Here is a 21096-nt window from a genome sequence, read left to right as displayed (position 1 = left end):
CGTTGGCTGTTTTTTTGTTTTTCTGAAATAAAGTTCCATAAATTTCTTGTAGAGCTTTTGTTTTAGCGTATATTAACTGAGAAAGAGTAGTGTATGATTTCTCAGGTTATTTTAATCTTTTATTTGGTCTAGTTCTCCTTATAAGAAAAAATTATAGTGAATATAGAAGGTGATGGAAATGAGTGTAATACAATATCAAGAAAGCAAACTTCGAAGAGTAGCGATCCTGAACAGACTGTCCAATTTCGAGCATGTAAGTTACCAGCAACTTTCTGAAGAATATTATGTTTCCAGAAGCAGTATCGCAAATGATATTTCTTACATCAAATATGTATTTGCGAAAGAAGGGTTGAATCTCAGTTTTGATCGTTTCGGGACATATTTTGAAGGAAATGAAATACAGGTTCAGAAGGTACTAAAGCGTATGATCCTGAATCATTTTGATGAATTGGAGATCGTAAGAGAAATAGTGGATCGAAAGCTTCTAGCAATAGTCGAACGATCTTTTCGCGAGAGCATTGCAGACAAGCAAATTGAGATACCAGAAAGCTACTTTTCAAGTATCATTGTTTCGATCTTATTGATGATCCAGCGTTCAAGAGAAGGGAAGAAAATCAGTTTAAAAGGTAAAAATCAATATGGAAAGTATTTTTTAGAATTCAACAAATATCCCCTCGTTTGTGAATTGCTGCATCAGTTAGAGGAACAGCGTATTTACCAATTTTCGCAAGAAGAAGTACAGTATTTGACTTATGTTATTGTGGGAAGTGGTTTACGCTTTTTCATGAAAAATGAAACGATCCCTTTGGTATTTCGAGAAAAAATCCGGCAATTGATCCAAAAAGTGAGTAGAGGCATTCAGATAGATCTTACCCAAGATAGTCGTTTAGAAGAAGATCTGCTTGTACATCTGTATCAGCTACTTTTACGTATTGAGGCTCAAACGACCATCGTAAATCCTTTGATAGAGGAGATAAAACAAAATTATCCTTCTTTGTATGGTGTTGTCTGGTTTGCGTTAAATGATTTTCGCTGGCCTTATCAAGTAAGCTTGTCCGAAGATGAAGTAGGTTTTGTAGCTATCCATTTCCAAGCAGCAATCGAGCGTGTCAAACGATTAAATAGACTCTTATTCGTATGTCCCAATGGCATGGGAACCAGTTCATTTGTCTCTGCAAAAATCAGAAGAATCTTACCTGATATCGATAGTATCGAAACAGCATCTGTCGATAAATTGAACAGACTAGATTTGTTTGACGTAGATTTGATTATCTCCACTGTCGATATACCTAAACAAATTAGACCAGTAGTAAGAATCTCGCCAATGGTTACTGCTAGAGATATGAAACGTATCATGAATCATTATATCGATCTGGTCATAGATAACGAACAAATAAACATCGAAGGCTCGATATCTGAAAAAGTGAAACATCTTATTTCCTCTAATGTCTATTTTGATCACTTTGATTCAAAAGAAGCTGCTATCCGTTTTTTGGTTGATCAGCAACAGTTTGAGAATGAAGATTCGAAACAGCGATTTCTCCACTCTATTTTTGAGCGTGAGGAAATCCAATCAACATACTTGGAGAATGGTTTTGCTATTCCTCATGGCAATCCTAATGGCGTTAAACAAACTTCGGTTGCTGTATTGATAGCAGACAAGCCATTTTCATGGGGATATCAAAAGGCAGATATCGTTGTTCTGCTAATGATCCGAGAAGAAGATGTGAAAGAAGTCGAACCTGTGATGAAAATGGTCATGCAAGGAATAGAGGATAAAAATTGGTTTATTTCAAAAATGTTGGAGGTCAGAGAATGAGTAGTATCAATAAATTGCTGCCGAAAAATCAAATCCAAGTAATAGAAACGGCTGAAAATTGGATGAAAGCAGTCGAAATCGCTAGCAATCCATTATTAAAAAACAAAATGATAACGCATACGTATTTAGAAAACATGATCAGAAGTGTAGAGGAAAATGGACCATATATGGTGTTGGCTGATTATTTTGCGCTGATGCACGCAAAACCAGGTCTTGGAGTAAACGAGCAAAGTATGAGTCTTTTAGTCGTAAAAGATGCCGTAGATATGAAAGGGAAACCAATCCATATTTTTTTGGTTTTAGCTGCCAAAAACCACGAAAGCCATCTGGAGAGATTAAAAGATATCATGGAAATATTTATGGACAATGAAAAGTATCAAACGATTTTATCAGGAAATAAAGAAACAATCATTCAGTTATTTGCATAAGGAGGAAGAAAAATGAAAATTTTAGCAGTATGTGGATTTGGTGTAGGGAGTTCTATGGTTTTGAAAATGTCTCTTGATAAAGTAATTAAGGAGTTTGGTTTAAAGGCAACAGTGGAAAATACAGATTTATCCACTGCCAAAGCAACGATGGCAGATGTTTATTTTACAAGTCATGAATTACTTCCAGAACTAAAAGCTTCTGTAAAAGCGCCTGTTTATCCTATTAAAAAGTATATGGATACTTCAGAAATAAAGGCGCAATTGGAACAATATCTAGCTGATAAGGGGGAATAAAAGAATGAATTTCATTAGTGAACACATCTTGAAGAATCCGCCCGTCTTGTTAGGTTTGATTGCGATGCTCGGGCTGATCATCCAGCGAAAATCATTTTCAGAAACGGTTAAGGGAGCTTTGACCGCTGCATTTGGTATGGTTGCTTTGACCGCCGGAGTCAATATGCTGGTCGGTACGATTTCTCCAATCAATATAGCTGTCCAAACACAGTTGGGTGTAGAAGTGACAGAAGGACTATCTGATGTGACGTTTACTGCAGAATATGGCGGGACGGTCGGATTAGCTATGTTTTTAGGATTGGTTATCCATTTATTGATTGCTCGGTTTACACCTGTGAAGACGATCTTTTTAACAGGTCATATGCTTTGGTGGTTTCCTTTCGTATTTGTAGCAGCTGGTGTGGAAGCAGGACTGTCAGGGGGAGCATTGATTGGAATCAGCGGGATTTTATCGGCTTGTTATTGGTCTTTCATGCCGTGGATCATGCGCAAATATGTCTGGGATGCTACGGGAGATGATTCTTTCCTGATTGGTCATCCAACGGGTGTTTTGTCTTTAGTTTCGGGATTTGTAGCAAAACGAGTAGGAAATAAAGAAAAATCGACAGAAGATATCAAAGTACCTGAGAATCTTTCATTTTTCCGAGAAATCTCAATTACAGGTGCACTCGTCATGTTCTTGATGAATACCGTAGTTGGGATCATCGCACCTGTTTTGATACCAGAAGGGGATAATCTCCTGATGTTTTCGATTGAAGCAGGGTTGAATTTTGGTGCAGGACTACTCATTATGCTATATGGTGTCCGACTACTGATCAATCAAATCATTCCAGCGTTTCAAGGGATTGCAGAAAAAGTCGTACCGGGAGCGAAACCAGCATTTGATGTGCCTATTTTATTCAATTATCGACCAAATGCAGTGATTATCGGTTTTATCGTGGCAATGATCACTTCTACGATTTTAGTTGTTTTGGCGAATTCATTCCATCTATTCGGCGTGTTGCTTGTGCCATTAGTAATCACAAGTTTCTTTGAATGTGGTGGTGCAGCAGTCATCGGTGAAGGTCAAGGTGGCTTTCGTGGAGCGGTTGTCGGAACAATCGCAGCTTCATTTGTCATGGTCGTATTAGCTGGTTTTTCAGCTATTGTTTTTAGTACGACGATCCAAAGCTGGATATTGATTTTCGGCGGAAATGATTTGTCGTTATGGGGAATGATCGGTAGAGGATTCAGCGGTTTGTTTGGAGGGTTCTAGATGTTCAAATATATGGATAAAATCAAACAGTTATTAGATTTGGTTGAAAAGGAAGAAAAAAAGTCAATCAAAGAAGCAATCGATGTATTGACCCAAGCGAATCTGCAAAAAAGTTCGGTCTATATTTTTGGTGCTAGTCATGCTGGTATCTTAGCGGAAGAGATGTATTATCGGGCAGGTGGGATGATGACCATCAATGCTATCTTTGGACGAGAAGTAATGCTAGATCGTTCCCCTATCACCTTTACCAGTCAAATGGAACGTTTAGAAGGATATGGAACGAATTTAGCAAAAACAGTTTCATTTAAAGATCAAGATGTATTGATCCTTCACTCAGTATCGGGAAGAAACCCAATCATTATTGATTTAGCGTTAGCTGCCAAAGCGAAGGGCGTAAAAATCATTAGTTTGACGAATGTCCAATATTCACGATCGGTGACTAGTCGTCATTCATCAGGGAAACGATTGTTTGAGGTTTCTGATATAGTTATCGATAACCATGGGGATATAGGAGATGCTTGCTGTGAGCTGACAGGTATCGTACAAAAAGCTGGTCCTTCCTCTACTGTAATCGGTGCAGCCATCCTCAATACGATCATCGTGGAAGTTTGCGAACAGCTTATTGCAAATGGGATAAAACATCCTCCTATATTTTATTCGGCGAATTTAGATGGGGGCGATCTGCGAAACGCAGAATTATATGAGGAATATAAAGAAGTGATTCATTATGAATTCATGTAATTCATAATGGCAATTTATCTTTTAGAATATAAGTGAAATAAAATGGGACTGCGACAAAAGTATTGTCACAGTCCCTTATTCCGAACAAAGGGTGTTCCAGAAGTATCTTTTGGAAATAAACCCAAATTTCTTGAAGTTGCCACTTCTGACACAATTTCTTGAATTATTTAAAAGAAAATCGTTTTTTCAAGATAATAGTGAATAAGAAGATGATCCATCCAACGATAGTGAGTATCCAACCTGTCATTAAACCAGATGTATGATAGATCAGTTTGATTTGATGATTACCTGGATTGAGGAGTAATCCTGTATACATATAATTCGATTGGATAATTGGTATTTTCTTTCCGTTATCATAAGCAGTCCATCCTTTTTCATAAGGGATGGTTAATAAAAGCAGTTTTTCTTTTTCCAGATTTAGTTCACCAGATACTTCATTTGCCGAAAAATGAACATTCTGAAGTGTGTTTTCCCTTAATTTAGCTATTTCCGTACTTAATTGACTATAGTCACGCGTATATAACTCAATAGAATCAAATGTATAGACTCCTTGATTTCTAAAGCTGACTTGAATAGTTTGATTAGGTTGCACTGCCCCTAAATTAAGTAAGGAATTTTTGATCCCTACGTACCATCCTTGATATTGATTTCGAAAATTAAACTCTTTTGACAGTTGTCCATAAGTTACTTTTAAATACGTGGCAGTCTCAGTTGGAAGAAATAATCCTGGTTGTGTATTAGGATAATTTATTCCCTTAAACCGTAGAAACAAATAATTATTTGTCAAATCAGATGGAGCGTCTACAGAGAACGTAACAGTTGCATTGTTCTTAGAAACGATATACTGATTTCCTTTTATCTCTACTCCATCCGTTTGCTGTATATGATCGTTCAGTTTTTTGATTCCTTTATCGGTAATCTGATTTTTCTTTAGACCAGAGATATCTTTATTTACAATAACACTTTTTGTCATACTATCCATAATAGCTAATGAACTAGTTTGAGTATCATTTTGTTTGATATAGGAATCGTACGTATAGCCAAAAGGTAGGAAATTTGTATTCTGATAGATTTCTACATCTTGACCATTTTTATTGATTGTTTGTAAATAAGTATAACCAAAAGGAACATCTTGATTAGTGTCAGTTTTTAGTTTTGCGTAATATTTGCTATTTGCTAAAGTGCCTAATTCTGCACGACTATCTAGCCCATAATATTCATAGTCACTGTTGATATTGTTCTCAATAGACTTATTGAAGGAAAAAATATTTTTATTTGCTAAACTAAAATAAAAATTCGTACTATTTATTCCCCTTAACAAAGCATTGTTTTCTTCGGAACGAGGATTTCCAGTTTTAGACAATTCATACCGAGACCAGTCAGTATCTTTATTGATAATATCTGAGATAGCTGAACTTTTTGGTGCCCAATAATCATTTTCTACGATATTTTTATCAGTATAACTGTTAATGATAAGGGGATTGATTTTGATATTTGTTTGAAAGACTCCATAAACTAGAGCATTCAAAAATACCAGTATACTCAACGCGATTTTTGTTTTTTTCGAATTAGCAAACAATAAAAAGATAGTTGAATAGAGCAACAGGAAGATCAAACCGATATAAGGCGGTACATTTCGCTTATAGTTTGCAAAAGTGAAAAGGATAAAGAAAAAGAAAACAATAGAAGAAATATGCACAAACCGTTTTCTTTTTGATAAATCAGTTGCGGATTCAACTAAAACAGGTAAGTATTTTGCTGTTAGAAAAGCCCAAAAGAATGCATAACCAAACATCCAACGATTCGTGCTATAAGAGAATCCGTTGAAAAGACTACCAAAAAATGGAAAGAATAAGAAAATAGTCAACAAGCTAATGGCAAAAAGATCAAGTCTTGCAAAATTACTTTTTTGCTTAGAACGATATAAAATAACGGATAATACAAAAATGATGATTGGGAAAAAGGCTGTGACAGTTGAGGCTTCTCCTCCGTAAACTGGTGAAATAAAGTTTTTCACAAAATTCAAATAAAATGATTTCGTGTAAAAAGGTAAGAGCGTTGAATGAATCTCCCCGCGTCCAGCATTGAAAAATTGATTAATTACGGGAATGAAAATAACGGAGCCCATCATTATTCCTAATACGTAACTACCAATAGATTTGAATAAAAGAGAAAACAACACTTTATAGTCTTTTAAAGTATAAAGTTCAAAATATCTGTAAACAGCGTATAAAAAGATTAAGATAGAAAGCATATAAAAGAAATAAAAGTTGCTGATAACAGAAATGAAAATCATAAACGTAAAGAGTTTATATCCTCTTTTCTCGAAGATATACTCAAGCCCCAAACATAGCAATGGTAGATAAATCATCGGATTGATGAAGTAAGGGTGTTTCCAAGCAGAACTTAGTACGAAACCAGAGAATACATAAATGAATGTGGCGATAAAAGTTTGATAGTTGGCCATTTTCTTATATCGAAGAAAGATCGATATAGAGATTCCGGAAAAGAAAATGCGTAACATGATTGCTAATGAAAAGGCAAATTCTGCATACTTTGGTTTAGCAAATACTGCTAATAGTGAAAAAGGATCACCAATGATATAGTAATGTAATGTTCCTAAAATATCTTGACCATAACCAATACTAAAATCATAAGTTGGGATAGAAAAGTTATGATCAATCAAAATATTTTTGATTATTTCCCGAATATATTCGCCAAAATAAACAAATGAAACAAAGTGTTGGGATTGACCATCCCATAGCTCAACAGGGGCTTTTCCAGCAATAGGCCACCACATATAAAGACTAACGATAACGACCCATAAGCAGATGCTTAAAATAGAATAGTAAGTGAAAGCATCTTTTTTTAACAGTTTTTTCAAAACAAGTTCCTCCGATAATAGATTAAAGAATATATATCAAGTATAGACAATGAGAATTAGGAAAACTAGCATTATTTTAAAATGAGTATCTGAAAATCAAGGAGACATCAATAGTTTGCAAGCTACGCTATTTAGATTATGTTATACTCATGAAGCAAATAAATTGTAACTGATCATAAAGGAGTTAAATAAATATGAGAAACATCAAGTTGACAATCGAATATGACGGAAAAAGATATTCAGGCTGGCAAAGACTTGGAGATGACGATAAAACCATCCAAGGGAAAATCGAAAAAGTGTTGCATCAGATGACAAATGAAGAGATAGAAATTATTGGATCAGGAAGAACAGACGCCGGCACGCATGCGCGAGGACAAGTGGCAAATTTCAAAACAAACACAGAAATTGGACTGGCAGAAATGATCGACTTTATGAATCGTTACCTTCCGCGGGATATTGTCATCAAAAGAATCGAAGAAATGCCCGAGCGTTTCCATGCAAGATATAATGCGGTGGGCAAAAAATACAGCTATTATGTTTGGAACAACGTGATTCCTTCAGCATTTGAACGAAATCACAGCTTTTATTTTCCTCAAGAGTTGGATATGGATAAGCTGAATGCAGCTTGCGAAAAATTGATGGGTACACATGATTTCATTGGTTTTTCTGCATTGAAAAAATCCAAAAAATCTACGGTACGTACGATTGATGAATTATCTATCGAACGAAAGGGAGAAATGCTTCATTTTACTTTTGTCGGAGACGGATTTCTATATAAAATGGTGCGAATCATCATGGGAACATTACTAGAAATCGGTACAGGTGCCATGCCGATAGAAACAATCGATGAAATATTCGAAAGCAAAGTGCGGCAACATGCAGGAGAAACCGTCCCTGCACAAGGTCTGTTTTTGGATGAAGTTTATTATCGTTCATAAAAAAAGAATCATCTTTACTCGACTTCTGAGAACTGGAGAACATCCCTTTTTTCAGAGGTCGTTTTTTAGTTAAACCAAACCATAGAGTATGCTTTTTAAGATAAAGATCATCTTATATCATCTGAAGCCGCTTATCTTCTTTGAATAAATACGATTCAATCGCTTATTTCCTCACTTTATGATAAATTACAGCTAAAGTCACTAGCTTGTCTTCTTCGGAAAGGAGGAGAGTCTATGGATAAGGAACAGGTATTCATTCAAACACTTTATAATCTGATTTTAAATCCGAATACACGAGATTGGGAACGAAAAGTATTGATTCAGACAAAGAATGACATAAGAGAAAATACATCCGCTAAAGAACAGTTATCAAAACTAGAAGCAACACTACGTCCATTAGCTATCCGAATGAATCTAACGCCTGACGTAATGGATTTTTATTTATTGCTTACAGAAGGATTTGACACGCAGCAAAAATATGACTTTTCCAAGCATGCTATGCAAGATGCTGACTATCAAGAACGTGCAGTATTTGCAGGGGGATGTTTCTGGTGTATGGTCGAGCCGTTTGAATCGAAAAAAGGGATCCTATCTGTTTTGTCAGGATACACGGGCGGACATGTTGAAAAACCAAATTATGATCAAGTGAGCGGTGGCTACACAGGTCACATGGAAGCTGTGGAGATCATTTATGATACGAGAGAGATAAGTTATAGCGATTTATTGACAATCTATTGGCAAATAACTAATCCTACAGATGCCTTTGGACAATTTCAAGATAGAGGGAAGCAGTACCGTCCGGTGATTTTTTATCAAGACGAACGTCAGAAAAAATTAGCGGAGCAATCGAAACAGGAACTAGTCAGTTCAGGAACGTTCCGCCAACCAATCGTCACAAAAATTGAACCAGCTAGTACGTTTTGGCCAGCAGAAAATTATCATCAGCAATTTTACAAAAAACAACCGAAACGCTATAAAAAAATTCAGCAAGCACGTAAGCAATTTCTGATTTATCAACGAATAAAAAACAAATGGTAAAAAAATACAAGAAAAAAACATTTTGACTAACTCCTTTTCTTTAAAATGTAGTAAACTAAAAGCAGAATAAAAGAAAACGTTTTAAAAATGGTAAGGAGGAGAAAATTTGTATATTGTAGATAGTGCACGTTATGAAAAAATGGAATATCGTAAATCCGGTCATTCAGGTTTGAAATTACCGATTTTATCTCTCGGATTATGGCAAAATTTTGGTGATTATGATCCTATCCATAACCAAAGAGAGATTTTAAGAGGCGCATTCGACATGGGAATTACCCATTTCGACCTTGCGAATAATTATGGAGGCCCTGCTGGAGCTGCAGAGAAAAACTTCGGGCGTATTTTTAGAGAAGATTTTCAAGCCTACCGTGATGAACTGATTATTTCTAGCAAAGCAGGTTATCATATGTGGGAAGGTCCATACGGAGAATGGGGCTCTCGTAAATCTATCATTTCAAGTTGTGATCAGAGTCTCCAAAGAATGGGGCTAGATTATGTCGACATCTTCTATCATCATCGTCCAGACCCTGATACACCTTTGGAAGAAACAGCAGAAGCATTGATGCAACTTGTAAGACAAGGAAAAGCATTATATATTGGTATATCCAACTATAATGGAGAAGATACCAAAAAAATGACTGAAATTTTAAAAAGAAAAGAAGCACCATTCATTATTCATCAGATGCGCTACAATATGTTTTCTCGTGAACTACTAGAAGACGACTTATCTCCAGTATTAGAAGAAGAAGGTCTAGGAGCAATCACGTTCAGCCCGCTTGCCCAAGGTTTGCTGACAAATCGTTATCTGCATGGGATTCCTGAAGATTCTAGAGCACATCGTAAGGAAATACCATTCCTTTCAGAAGAACAAGTTGGATCAACTCTGGAAAAAATCAAAGCACTGCAGACAATCGCCGTATCACGAGGGCAATCATTAGCGCAAATGGCCCTTGCATGGAATTTGCGACAAAAATCTGTTACGAGTGTACTGGTTGGCGCAAGTCGGTTAAGTCAGTTACAAGAAAGTGTTCGAATGATGGATAATTTAGATTTTTCACCAGAGGAAGAATTGAAAATCGACCAAATTCTAGAATAGATACGATGTAATCAAATTTTTTATCCATCTATCAAAAAATGAACAAAAAAATGTCATCAAGAATCGAATGAAGATCATCTATTATTGAACATCATACGTTTTGTTGTTCAAAATAAAAATGATCGAAGGCTAGGAGTGAATTTTATCCTAGTCTTTTTTTATGGTAAATAGCTTCGTTTGTATATCCATGAACGGATTAATCGATTTTTTATACAAAAAATCATCAGATGATTCAAACGTGTTATAATAATTACGAAAAAATACGTCAGATGAAAAGGAGGTATGTGGTTTGGAAGAAAATAAAACCCTAGTAGAAGTAACCACGGACAAGATCCTCAGATATTTAAAGGAAAAGCAGTTGCAAGTAGGGGATAAGTTGCCGAATGAATATGAGTTGTCCGATTATTTAGAGGTAGGACGCAGCACGGTGCGAGAAGCTGTCCGAGCGCTTGCTTCTAGGAATATTCTTGAAGTTCGGCAAGGAGCGGGGACATTTGTCAGTGATAAGCGAGGGATTGCTAATGATCCGCTCGGTTTTTCTTTGATTGAAGATCAGGACCGGATGATACGAGACTTGTTTGAGCTGAGATATTTACTGGAGCCAAAGATGGCAGGGTTAGCGGCGGAATATGCAACGAAAAATCAAATCAGCCGAATGAAAAGCTTAACGCAAAAGATTGAAACGTCTTTTCGAGAAGGTACACAAGATCATGTTCAATTAGACATCGATTTTCATACGACGATTGCAGAAGCTAGCGGAAACGTAGCGTTACTGCATATCATTCCAATCATTAATGAATCGATTGCTTTATTTAATAAAAATTATGATATCCAGCATTTGAAAATCGAGACGATCGATATCCACACAGAAATCGTTCAGGCTATCGAGAGGCGGAATGTACTTGCGGCATTTGATGCGATGACTGTCCATATGGCAACAAATCGGAGAGAATTACAGAAAATAATTGGGAAGAAAGAAACTAATTGACAGTTCATCTGATGTATTTTATGATAAATACATCAGATGAATTTTTGTTTTATATTTGGTAAAACGGACAAGCAAATAGTTTTTATTCACCGAAATGTAAGCGCTGACTAACGGGCAAAAAGAGATGACGCAAGGAGAAGAAGCAGGAATGAGGGGATCTGGAATGAGTTTTATGGATAAATTAGCCAATGTTTTAGGGAACGTGGCAACGAGAATCAATAATTTAAGGTATATCATGGTGATAAAAAACGCATTTGCTGCATTGATTCCGGTAATTATTACGGGTGCTTTTGGCACGTTGTTTTCAGCAATGGTCTTTGATTCGGAAAATGGGTTAGCACAGATAAGTTTTTTGCGTTTTTTAGAAGAATTAAAACCTATCGCATCTGCCATCAGCTATGTCACACTAAGTTTCTTGACCATCTATGCTGTTTTTCTGATAGGGATCGAATTAGCAAAGCTGAATAAAGTGGATGGTGTATTCCCTGGTATCATCGCAGTGATGTCTTATTTATCTGTTAATCCAACTGTTTATGAATTAGTGAATGAAAATCAGACTGTTATAGTCGAAAACGTATTGGCTAAACAATATACAGATACGAAAGGGTTATTTTTGGGAATGTTGGTCTCCATCCTTTCCATTGAACTTTATTGCTGGTTGAGGAAACAGAAGAAACTACAGCTGAGAATGCCTGATACCGTGCCAACGAATGTTTCTGCCAGTTTTTCTGCGTTATTTCCCACGATTCTGACAGTATCAGGTATCGCGGCTGCGGGATTTATCATCAAAGAACTTACAGGGATGTACCTTTATGATATCATTTACAATGTCGTGCAACGACCATTAGAAGGTGTCGTTCAAGGGTTACCGGGTATTTTGTTACTGATGTTCATTGCGCAAGTCTTTTGGGTGATTGGTATCCATGGGAATCAAATGGTGAAGCCAATTCGAGAACCGTTGCTTTTAGCGGCAATTGCTGTAAATACGGAAGCTTTTGAAGCTGGAAAAGAAGTACCAAACATTATCACTATGCCATTTTGGGATATGTATATGAGTATGGGCGGGTCTGGAGTCACGATAGGTCTACTGATAGCAGTATTGCTAGTGGGAAAGCGAGAAGATATGAAACAAATCACCAAGTTATCTCTTGCTCCTGGGATATTCAACATCAATGAACCAGTTATTTTTGGTATGCCGATCATGCTGAATCCTATTTTAGCTATCCCGTTTATCTTAACGCCGCTTGTTACAGGAACGATCGGTTATTTTGCAACCGCTTTAGGATTTGCGGCAAAAGCAGTTGTAATGGTTCCTTGGCCAATGCCGCCGATCGTCAATGCTTATCTGGCCACAGCAGGAAATATCGGTGCAGTTATTACGCAACTTGTTTGTATTGTTGTTTCTATTTTGATCTATCTGCCATTCGTAAAAGTAGCAAATCGTGTGGAAAATGATGGGATCTAAAAAAAACAGGAGGAAATCATGAAAATTACTATTCCAGAAAATTTTATTCTTGGTGCAGCATCTTCTGCTTGGCAAACGGAAGGTTGGAAAGGAAAAAAAGAAGGACAGGATTCGTTTATAGATAGCTGGTATAAAAATGAACATTTTGTTTGGCATAATGGGTATGGGCCAGCCGTAGCAACTAATTTTATGGAGCAGTACCAACAGGATGTAGATTTGATGAAATCCATCCATCTGACACATTATCGGACTTCTATCAATTGGGCTCGTTTTTTCACTGATTACGAGAATTGTATAGTAGATGAAGAATATGCTCAGCATATAAGTGAAATGATCGACTCTTTGATCGAAGCAGACGTAGAACCGATGATTTGTTTAGAACACTACGAAGTCCCTGCTTTTCTTTTGGAAAAATATGATGGCTGGTCTTCAAGAAAAGTGGTTGATTTTTATGCTAAGTACGCAAAGATTGCTTTTGATCGTTACGGTGACAGGGTAAAAAACTGGTTTACATTCAACGAACCAATCGTTCCCCAAACGCGTTGCTATTTGGATGCTGTTCGCTGGCCGCATGAACAAAACACAAAAAAATGGATGATGTGGAATTATCACAAAGTTTTAGCAACGGCTAAAGCTGTAGAAATTTATCATAGTGGCAATTATGGCGGAAGGATTGGCTGTATTTTAAATCCTGAGATGGTCTATGCTCGATCCAGTTCTCCAGAAGACCAAAAAGCTGCTTATATGTATGATCTGTTTTATAATCGAGTATTTTTTGATCCGATGGTAAAAGGGTACTACACAGAAGAGTTCTTGGAGTTGTGTCGAAAACAATCGATTTATTTCGATCCTGCAACAGAGGATTTAGAAACGATCCAGCATCATACAGTAGATTTCCTTGGGATCAATCAATATTACCCTAAACGCGTTCGTGCCCCTCGTTATCAATGGAATGAAGAGACACCGTTTCATCCAGAACGATATTATGAAGTCTTTGATTTGCCTGGGAAGAAAATGAACAATTCCAGAGGGTGGGAGATCTATCCAAAAATCATGTATGATATAGCTATGTATCTAAAAGAAAATTATCGTAATATTCCTTGGCTGATAACAGAAAACGGTATGGGAAGAGAACATGAAGAACAGTATATGGATGAGAAAGGGATCGTGCAAGATGACTATCGTATCGAATTTATCGGACAGCATTTGCGTTATTTGATCAAAGCAGCAGAAGAAGGTGCAAATTGTGAAGGCTATATGCTATGGGCATTCACTGACTGTGTTTCACCAATGAATGCATTTAAGAATCGATATGGATTAGTTCGAATCGAATTGAACGATGAACGAAGCAGAACATTGAAAAAGTCTGCTTCATGGTATCAATCTCTGATTGATAAGAGAGAATTAAGTTTACCTGATGAAGCCTATAAATAACTAGAAGTTTTTCGAAGATATTGATTGTATTTGCTGGTTATTTGAAATAAAAGAGGTTGTGAAAGTAGCATTTTAACCTCTTATTCAAAAAAAGTTATGACAGAAGACTTGTCATAACTTTTTTTGTGCACGTTAAAAGAAATAAACACAATAAAAAAGAATTTGTGTGTTTAGTGTGCGCTTTCTTTTTTAGTGTGTATGTAACTTGGTATAGACCATAAACGTGATAATATCAACTTTTTAAAGCGCTTTTAAAGTTGGCACACTACTTGCTTTATATACAAGTGTAAGAATAGAAAGGAACGTGTTTAAAATGGAAAAGAGAACAATCATGCTTGTATGTTCAGCTGGAATGAGTACAAGCCTCCTAGTCACAAAAATGCAAAAAGCAGCAGAAGCAAAAGGAATGGAAGCAGATATCTTCGCTGTCTCTGCCTCAGATGCAGATAATCAACTAGAATCTAAAAATGTAGACGTTTTACTTTTAGGTCCGCAAGTACGTTTTATGCAAAATCAATTTGCTGAAAAGCTAGCACCTAAAGGGATTCCTTTAGATGTGATCAATATGGCTGACTATGGCATGATGAATGGTGAAAAAGTACTCGACCAAGCAGAAAAACTAATAAACAAATAATAAAAATATCGGAGGAAACAAGAAATGGAAGATCAAAAAAATCTAGAAGCCATCATGGGTCTGATCATGTTTGGCGGAAATGCAAAAAGCGATGCAATGGAAGCGATTGCTGCTGCAAAAAAAGGAGATTTCACTTTAGCAGATGAAAAAATCAAAGATGCAGAGGAATCTTTAGTCCAAGCACATCACTCTCAAACAGAGATGCTGACGCAAGAAGCACAAGGAAACCACGTTGAAGTAACACTTTTGACAGTCCACAGTCAAGATCACCTGATGACATCTATTGCTTTTACAGATTTAGCAAAAGAGATCATTGACCTGTATCGTCGGTTGGACGCGTAATCCACAGTAAAGAAAAGAGGGAAGATTTATGGATAAATTTGTTGCATTTATGGAGAAACATTTTATACCTGTCGCATCAAAAATTGGTGCACAACGGCATTTAGTTGCGATTCGGGATTCATTTATGGTGAGTATGCCGTTAATGATTTTAGGAGCATTAGCAGTAATGATCAATAACTTACCGATTCCCGGATTCCAAGAATTGATGAATTCAATTTTTGGCGGTGAATCATGGAAAGGATTCGGGGCTGCAGCTTGGAACGGCACATTTGCCATTCTTTCTGTCTTGATTGCTTTCTTACTTGCGTATCATTTAGCTAACGGCTACCGAAAAGACGGTGTTTCCGCAGGTGTGATTTCTTTAGGCTCTTTCTTTGCTTTAGGCGGAGCATTAGGTATGAGCTCAAACGGTTTGTTTATTGCTATTATTGTTGGGATTATTTCAACAGAAATCTTTGTACGTTTAAGCGGAAATGAAAAATTGATCATCAAAATGCCTGATGGTGTGCCACCAGCAGTTGCGAAAGCATTTGCTTCATTACTGCCAGCAATGATCACTATCTCTGCCTTTGCTTTAGTTGCTGCAATTTTTGCTGCATTTGGGGTTGATGATATCGTAGGTTCGTTCTATACAGTGGTCCAAGAACCATTTATGGGACTTGCGAACTCTTATCCATCTGCATTATTGCTTGCATTTATCACACCATTCTTATGGTTCTTTGGTTTACACGGGGCGAATATGGTCGATCCTTTGATGCAAACGATCAATGCGCCAGCAATCGAAGCAAATGTCAATGCGATCGCAGCTGGACATAGCGCACCATTTATCGTGAACAAACCTTTCTTCGACAGCTTTGTCAATTTAGGAGGAACAGGTGCAACATTAGGTTTACTGTTAGCTATTTATTTAGTAGGACGTAAAAACAAACCGTATATGGTTGTAACAAACTTGTCGATTGCGCCAGGTGTTTTCAATATCAATGAACCAACGATGTTTGGTTTACCGATCGTATTGAATCCAATTATGTTCATTCCATTTATTTTGACACCAATGGTCTTAGTTAGTGTTGCGTACTTTGCGACTTCTACAGGTTTAGTGCCAGCAGCTACCGTTATGCCACCATGGGTAACGCCACCAATTATTGGCGGTGTATTGGCAACGAAGAGTATTGCAGGTGGTGTACTGGCCGCTGTCAATCTGATCCTTTCTATTTTGATCTATCTGCCGTTCGTCAAGGTAGCTACGATCCAAGAAAGAAGAAAAGAAGCTTTGGATGCTTAATGAAAAAAGAAAGCAGAACCGGTTATCTGGTTCTGCTTTTTCTTTTGGTATAGTCAGTGTAAAAAAACGAATCGTGCATATTGCAAAACAGTTTTTACTAGCGTTTCTTATTCACAGCAGAAATGATCAGCATCATTGGGCGGCGCAATTCGTCTTTCATTCCTGGTTGTTCCAACATGTTTTCTGAGGGAATGGGCTCTGCTACATGTTGAATATGAAAGTCGTTAGATAAAAGAGCTTCAAGATAGGTTGTCAACGTTCGGTGATATTTTTTTACAGGCGAATCTAAGAAATTTGTTAATCGTTCTCCTTCATAGAAATAGTCATTTATAGGAAAGTGTTTTATGTTGCCATCTTCGTCATATATCCAATCCTGTTCAGCAATAGAAGTGAATACTGGATGTTCAACTGAAAAGACAAAATGACCGTCTGCTTTTAAATAATTTTTGATTTTTTTGACCAGTGGTTCAAACGATTCGACGTAATGGAAAGCCAGTGAACTTATGACGACATCAAATTGATTTTCTTGAAAATCAACCAGAGAAATATCTTCGTGAAGATAGTCAATAGTTGTAAAAGGTGTATTTTCTTTGGCAACTTGCAACATTTTTTCGGACAAATCAACACCAATCACTTTTTTCGCACCGTTTTCTGCAGCATAACGACAGTGCCAACCATACCCACATCCTAAATCCAATACTTGCTTATCCCTGAAATCAGGGAGTAATTTTTTCAGGACATGCCATTCCCCAGCGCCTTGCAGTCCTTGTTGGCTACGAGCCATTTGTTTGTATTGTTCAAAAAATTCTTGATTATCGTAGATTGTTTTTTTCATTCATTTTTCCTCCATGCAATAGTTTTTAGATCTAAGAAAGTAGTATTGCATGGAGCAAATCTCTTTTATGTGCAATCATTCTGATCACCCTTTCTTCTGTATTTTAACGAATTTTACTCTACATTTGCAATTAGAATAAAAAATCAAGCGATTGAAAAGCTATTTGAAATACAAGGTGCTATAATAGACCAAATATGAATGGGAGAGAGTACAAATGGAAAGAAGAACAGTCATAAAATTGCGGGATCGACCGACGTTGATAAAAGAAACAGCCGAATGGTTTGCTTCAAAATGGCATCTGCCAGTTGCTGTTTATGAAGAAAGTATCCAAGCAAGCACGAGAAAAAACACATCGGTTCCGCAATGGTATGTGGTGTTGGATGAATTGGGAAAGATTATTGCAGGTGCAGGTGTTGTTGACAATGATTTTCATGATCGAGTAGATTTGACTCCGAATGTCTGTGCGCTGTTTGTTGAAAAAGACTACCGAAACCAACGGATTGCTAAAATGATTTTAGAAACGATCAAGCAAGACTTTGCAGAAATGGGCGTAAAGATGCTTTATCTTGTGACGGATCATACGGATTTTTATGAAAAATACAATTGGCAGTTTATCGGGATGGCTCAGGATAATGAAGGAATTCCTGTGCGAGTGTACCAAATGACGCTGTAAGAGTAGGTACATGAAACAACATAGACGTGAGTATATAGAGAAGGAAACCGAAAAATTGTTCTATACTTAGAAATTTTTTCGAATCGCAGTATGCGAAATATGCACAACACAAGAATAACAAAAAAGCATGGAGAAGGCTAAACTGCCTTCCCATGCTTTTTCCTTGTTCTTTTCTCGTCGTAAATAAAAATGTTCCTAACGATTCTGAGAATAGGACGAATCGTCAAGAAAACAGCACCAGCCAAATAAAAATAGGTGCCATATCGATCGGGGATTTTAGTTAAGGAAGCAAGGCTTCCAAAAATATAGAAAATCCCGGTTAATAAATCGACAGCTAGTGAGATCAATGTGTAACGGTTTTGGAAATAGAAGCGGAAGCGACGTCCTCGTATTTCGATATCTTCTTCTTTTCCTATTTCGATCTCATGGGTATTTCGTTTGATTTTGGGCATAAAGAAAATCACCTGTATTTTTTACTGATTTCAAGGTTTCAAAACAACTTTTATATTTTTATCTTCTTTTTTGTCAAAGATCTCATATGCTTGTGCGGCTTCTTCCAGTGGTAGCGAATGAGTAATGATTTGTGTAGGATCAAATAGTCCTTCTGCAATCATTTCGTAGATTTTCGGCATCAGATGGATAATGGGTGCCTGTCCATGTTTGACCGCAATATCTCGCATGAAAAACTCTTGAAGCGGGTAAGAAGAAGCTGGCGTCATATACACACCAGTTACTTGGACGGTTCCGAATTTTTTGACAGCTTGCGAAGCCATCTGTAATGGAGAAATCGTGCCGCTTTGTAGGCTCACCAAATTTTTTGCTTTTTCTTTTACAGGTTCTAACCCGTCCATTCCTACACAATCGATGATGACATCGGCACCACCTTTAGCTAACTCATATAATTCCGTTCCAGCTTGGGCTGTGTCTTCTAAGAAATAAGTTTCCACGCCGTTGTAATTAGCCGCTTTATCTAAACGATGTTGTACTGGATCCACTGCAATCACGCGCTCTGCTCCAGCCATTACAGCGAATTTTTGAGCAAATAGACCGACTGGACCAGATCCTAGAATCACAACTGTATCGCCTTTTTTTACGCCTGCATTTTCAACGCTCCAATAAGCTGTAGGCAAAATATCTGATAAAAACAAAACTTTTTCATCAGGAAGATTATTATCTGGAACGACAAACGAAGTAGAGTCTGCATAAGGTACTCTTAGGTATTCTGCTTGCCCTCCCCAATGATTGCCATTCAACTTGCCAAAACCGAAAAGCCCGCCATATAACTGATCTGGATTTGATTCATCACATTGGCTTTCCATGTGATTCAGGCAGAAATGACAATGACCACAACTGATATTAAAAGGAATAACCACTCGTTGCCCTTTTTTCAATGTTTGAACTTGTGATCCTACTTCTTCAACGATTCCCATAGGTTCGTGGCCTACAACATACCCTTTTTCCAAAACTGCTTCACCATGATGGTAAAGATGCAGATCGGAGCCGCAAATGGCGGTTGCTGTGATACGGATGATTGCGTCTGTTGGTTCTAATATTTTTGGATCATCTACGTTTCTGATTTCCATTTTCTGTTTTCCTTGCCAAGTGACTGCTTTCATTGGAGATGCTCCTTTCAGATTCACAAAATTGTCTGCATTATTGGTACTACAGATAATTTCATTCTAAAGGAGTTCTTATCTTTTTGATAATGAAACGCTTTTTTCTCAACATAAAAATCCTCAAAAAAGCAAGAGTTCCAAAATTTTTTTTTATTAGAAAAAGAAGGAGTGTGCCTTCATTGTATCCTTACGTACAGTAAAGTATAGTTGAACTATTGAATCATTTTAACTATTTAAACAATAACCAGCCATCATTCGTTTCAGTGAAAAAACAAATACGAGGAGGCGTAATGAAACAAATTCAAAATAAATGGAATAAACGGATCATTGTTATGATTAGTTCTGTCTGCCTGTTTTGCCTGACTGTTATGCTTTGTTTAATAAGCACCTTGGCAAATCAACATTTTATGTTAGAGCAAAACATGCAATCGGACTATGCGAAAAAAGTAGCTGCTGAGATCAATCGAGAGATCCAAAGCTATCATTATGAGATCGGAGCTCCGGCTGAAGCATTGGAAAAGATTGTTTCTGAAGAACTAGTACAAAAAAATATCGAGCTTTTCATCCGCAACAGATATGAAAAAGAACCAGTAGAACTGATCGGAGAAAAAGAAGTAGAAGAAAAGCTCCAAGAGATAATCAATACATACAAACAAGAAGAAGCAGAGGATGATCCATTTGCTAGTGAAGAAAACAATTTACTCATCTATATGACTTCTGGGATTTTTCGACGAGGAATACAATCAATTTATTTGATGTCGTTCATCGATCAGATATTGACGATACGAGAGCGAATGGTTTCTTTTCTTCCAGTGATCAGTAGTATCTTACTTGTATTGCTGAGCGGAGTGTTTTACTTATACAGAATGTCTTGGAAAAAAGTTCTTTGGTCATTTGCAGTGGTGATAGGAGGTGCGGGCTTCCAATTATTAAGTCTGTCAGTCAGTCTCTATTTGTACGATATGGCCAGTCAGTTAGATATTCGAACCCAAGCACTGCAACATTTGTTAGACACATATATTTTGTCATTCATCCACTTTTTTAGTGTAGTAGCAATCGTTGAAGTAGCGATAGCAGCTGGGTTATGGTGGATTGGCAAGAGAGTGAATACTGAAAAAAGGTTTTTTCAAAAAGAAACGAATATAAATAACAAGAGGTTGTGACATGAAATCTGTCACAACCTCTTGTTATGAATAAACGGTGTTCCCCCCTACCAAATCCTCGGTCACAAGTCACAATATTCATAAAATATAGGAAGCTATTTTTTGAAATTGCTTCTTGTGACTCAGAGCTAAACGGTAGGCTCACAACCTCTTGATAAACGGTGTTCAAAA

At 37.0% G+C, this 21096-nt stretch carries 20 protein-coding genes; 16 read left to right on the top strand and 4 right to left on the bottom strand.

Annotated elements, in window-relative coordinates; translation table 11 throughout:
- The first annotated feature begins 178 nt into the window (after positions 1–178).
- Genes ESP02_RS05755 through ESP02_RS05735 form a run of 5 tightly spaced genes read left to right on the top strand, consistent with a single transcriptional unit; the run spans position 179 to position 4537 of the window.
- Entirely contained in the window at positions 179–1819 is a 1641-nt protein-coding gene (locus tag ESP02_RS05755) for a PRD domain-containing protein (protein ID WP_025478567.1), read from the top strand.
- On the top strand, positions 1816–2247 hold the full coding sequence (locus tag ESP02_RS05750) for a PTS sugar transporter subunit IIA (protein ID WP_002329674.1): 432 nt from the start codon (positions 1816–1818) through the stop codon (positions 2245–2247). Before ESP02_RS05755 ends, ESP02_RS05750 begins: the two co-directional genes overlap by 4 nt.
- A 12-nt stretch (positions 2248–2259) precedes the next feature.
- Positions 2260–2541 (top strand): PTS sugar transporter subunit IIB, encoded by a 282-nt coding sequence (locus ESP02_RS05745; RefSeq protein WP_002375144.1) that lies wholly within the window; start codon positions 2260–2262, stop codon positions 2539–2541.
- A 4-nt stretch (positions 2542–2545) separates the two neighbouring features.
- A complete protein-coding gene (locus ESP02_RS05740; RefSeq protein ID WP_002329672.1) occupies positions 2546–3796 on the top strand; it encodes a PTS ascorbate transporter subunit IIC in 1251 nt (416 codons plus the stop codon).
- Positions 3797–4537 (top strand): sugar isomerase domain-containing protein, encoded by a 741-nt coding sequence (locus ESP02_RS05735; RefSeq protein ID WP_002375142.1) that lies wholly within the window; start codon positions 3797–3799, stop codon positions 4535–4537.
- A gap of 163 nt (positions 4538–4700) precedes the next feature.
- On the opposite strand, the gene ESP02_RS05730 is transcribed toward ESP02_RS05735, so the two are convergent.
- Complete coding sequence (locus ESP02_RS05730) at positions 4701–7421, bottom strand: YfhO family protein (RefSeq protein ID WP_038398387.1); 2721 nt, start codon at positions 7419–7421, stop codon at positions 4701–4703.
- A 194-nt stretch (positions 7422–7615) separates the two neighbouring features.
- Here ESP02_RS05730 and truA point away from each other — a divergent pair, with 194 nt between their 5' ends.
- The 9 genes from truA (at position 7616) to ESP02_RS05685 (ending at position 16638) form a co-directional block, all read left to right on the top strand.
- Complete coding sequence (gene truA, locus ESP02_RS05725; protein WP_002375139.1) at positions 7616–8359, top strand: tRNA pseudouridine(38-40) synthase TruA; 744 nt, start codon at positions 7616–7618, stop codon at positions 8357–8359.
- Positions 8360–8593: 234 nt separating this feature from the next.
- Positions 8594–9397: a peptide-methionine (S)-S-oxide reductase MsrA gene (gene msrA, locus ESP02_RS05720; RefSeq protein ID WP_002375138.1), complete on the top strand. Its 804-nt coding sequence runs from the start codon at positions 8594–8596 to the stop codon at positions 9395–9397.
- 139 nt (positions 9398–9536) lie between these two features.
- Complete coding sequence (locus ESP02_RS05715; RefSeq protein ID WP_002348342.1) at positions 9537–10493, top strand: aldo/keto reductase; 957 nt, start codon at positions 9537–9539, stop codon at positions 10491–10493.
- Between the two features lie 289 nt (positions 10494–10782).
- Positions 10783–11481: a FadR/GntR family transcriptional regulator gene (locus tag ESP02_RS05710; protein WP_002316012.1), complete on the top strand. Its 699-nt coding sequence runs from the start codon at positions 10783–10785 to the stop codon at positions 11479–11481.
- Positions 11482–11629: 148 nt separating this feature from the next.
- Complete coding sequence (locus tag ESP02_RS05705; protein ID WP_016853121.1) at positions 11630–12946, top strand: PTS sugar transporter subunit IIC; 1317 nt, start codon at positions 11630–11632, stop codon at positions 12944–12946.
- Between the two features lie 18 nt (positions 12947–12964).
- The gene (locus ESP02_RS05700; protein WP_002375132.1) at positions 12965–14380 is read left to right on the top strand and encodes a glycoside hydrolase family 1 protein; all 1416 of its coding nucleotides are present in this window, start codon (positions 12965–12967) and stop codon (positions 14378–14380) included.
- A 313-nt stretch (positions 14381–14693) separates the two neighbouring features.
- Positions 14694–15014 carry a PTS sugar transporter subunit IIB gene (locus ESP02_RS05695; protein WP_002292494.1) on the top strand — a complete coding sequence of 107 codons (321 nt, stop codon included), beginning with the start codon at positions 14694–14696 and terminating at the stop codon, positions 15012–15014.
- Between the two features lie 24 nt (positions 15015–15038).
- Positions 15039–15356, top strand: a complete 318-nt coding sequence (locus tag ESP02_RS05690) for a PTS lactose/cellobiose transporter subunit IIA (protein WP_002292496.1) — start codon at positions 15039–15041, stop codon at positions 15354–15356.
- A gap of 28 nt (positions 15357–15384) precedes the next feature.
- Positions 15385–16638, top strand: a complete 1254-nt coding sequence (locus ESP02_RS05685; protein ID WP_002310633.1) for a PTS sugar transporter subunit IIC — start codon at positions 15385–15387, stop codon at positions 16636–16638.
- 97 nt (positions 16639–16735) lie between these two features.
- On the opposite strand, the gene ESP02_RS05680 is transcribed toward ESP02_RS05685, so the two are convergent.
- On the bottom strand, positions 16736–17473 hold the full coding sequence (locus ESP02_RS05680; protein ID WP_002375128.1) for a bifunctional 2-polyprenyl-6-hydroxyphenol methylase/3-demethylubiquinol 3-O-methyltransferase UbiG: 738 nt from the start codon (positions 17471–17473) through the stop codon (positions 16736–16738).
- 214 nt (positions 17474–17687) lie between these two features.
- Here ESP02_RS05680 and ESP02_RS05675 point away from each other — a divergent pair, with 214 nt between their 5' ends.
- Positions 17688–18146, top strand: a complete 459-nt coding sequence (locus ESP02_RS05675) for a GNAT family N-acetyltransferase (RefSeq protein ID WP_002375126.1) — start codon at positions 17688–17690, stop codon at positions 18144–18146.
- A gap of 137 nt (positions 18147–18283) precedes the next feature.
- Here ESP02_RS05675 and ESP02_RS05665 read toward each other — a convergent pair whose 3' ends face one another.
- Positions 18284–18598, bottom strand: coding sequence for a YrhK family protein (locus tag ESP02_RS05665; RefSeq protein WP_002292499.1), 315 nt, complete (start codon positions 18596–18598; stop codon positions 18284–18286).
- A gap of 30 nt (positions 18599–18628) precedes the next feature.
- Complete coding sequence (locus ESP02_RS05660) at positions 18629–19762, bottom strand: alcohol dehydrogenase catalytic domain-containing protein (RefSeq protein WP_025478563.1); 1134 nt, start codon at positions 19760–19762, stop codon at positions 18629–18631.
- 290 nt (positions 19763–20052) lie between these two features.
- Between ESP02_RS05660 and ESP02_RS05655 the strand changes: the two genes are divergently transcribed.
- Positions 20053–20925: a hypothetical protein gene (locus tag ESP02_RS05655; protein WP_025478562.1), complete on the top strand. Its 873-nt coding sequence runs from the start codon at positions 20053–20055 to the stop codon at positions 20923–20925.
- Positions 20926–21096 lie beyond the last annotated feature (171 nt).

It is taken from the genome of Enterococcus sp. NBRC 3427 (genome assembly GCF_007996925.1).
Classification (GTDB): Bacteria; Bacillota; Bacilli; order Lactobacillales; family Enterococcaceae; genus Enterococcus_B; species Enterococcus_B lactis.
The sequence above is the reverse complement of the archived record's forward strand: the minus strand, read 5'-3'. Positions and strand labels throughout refer to the sequence as shown.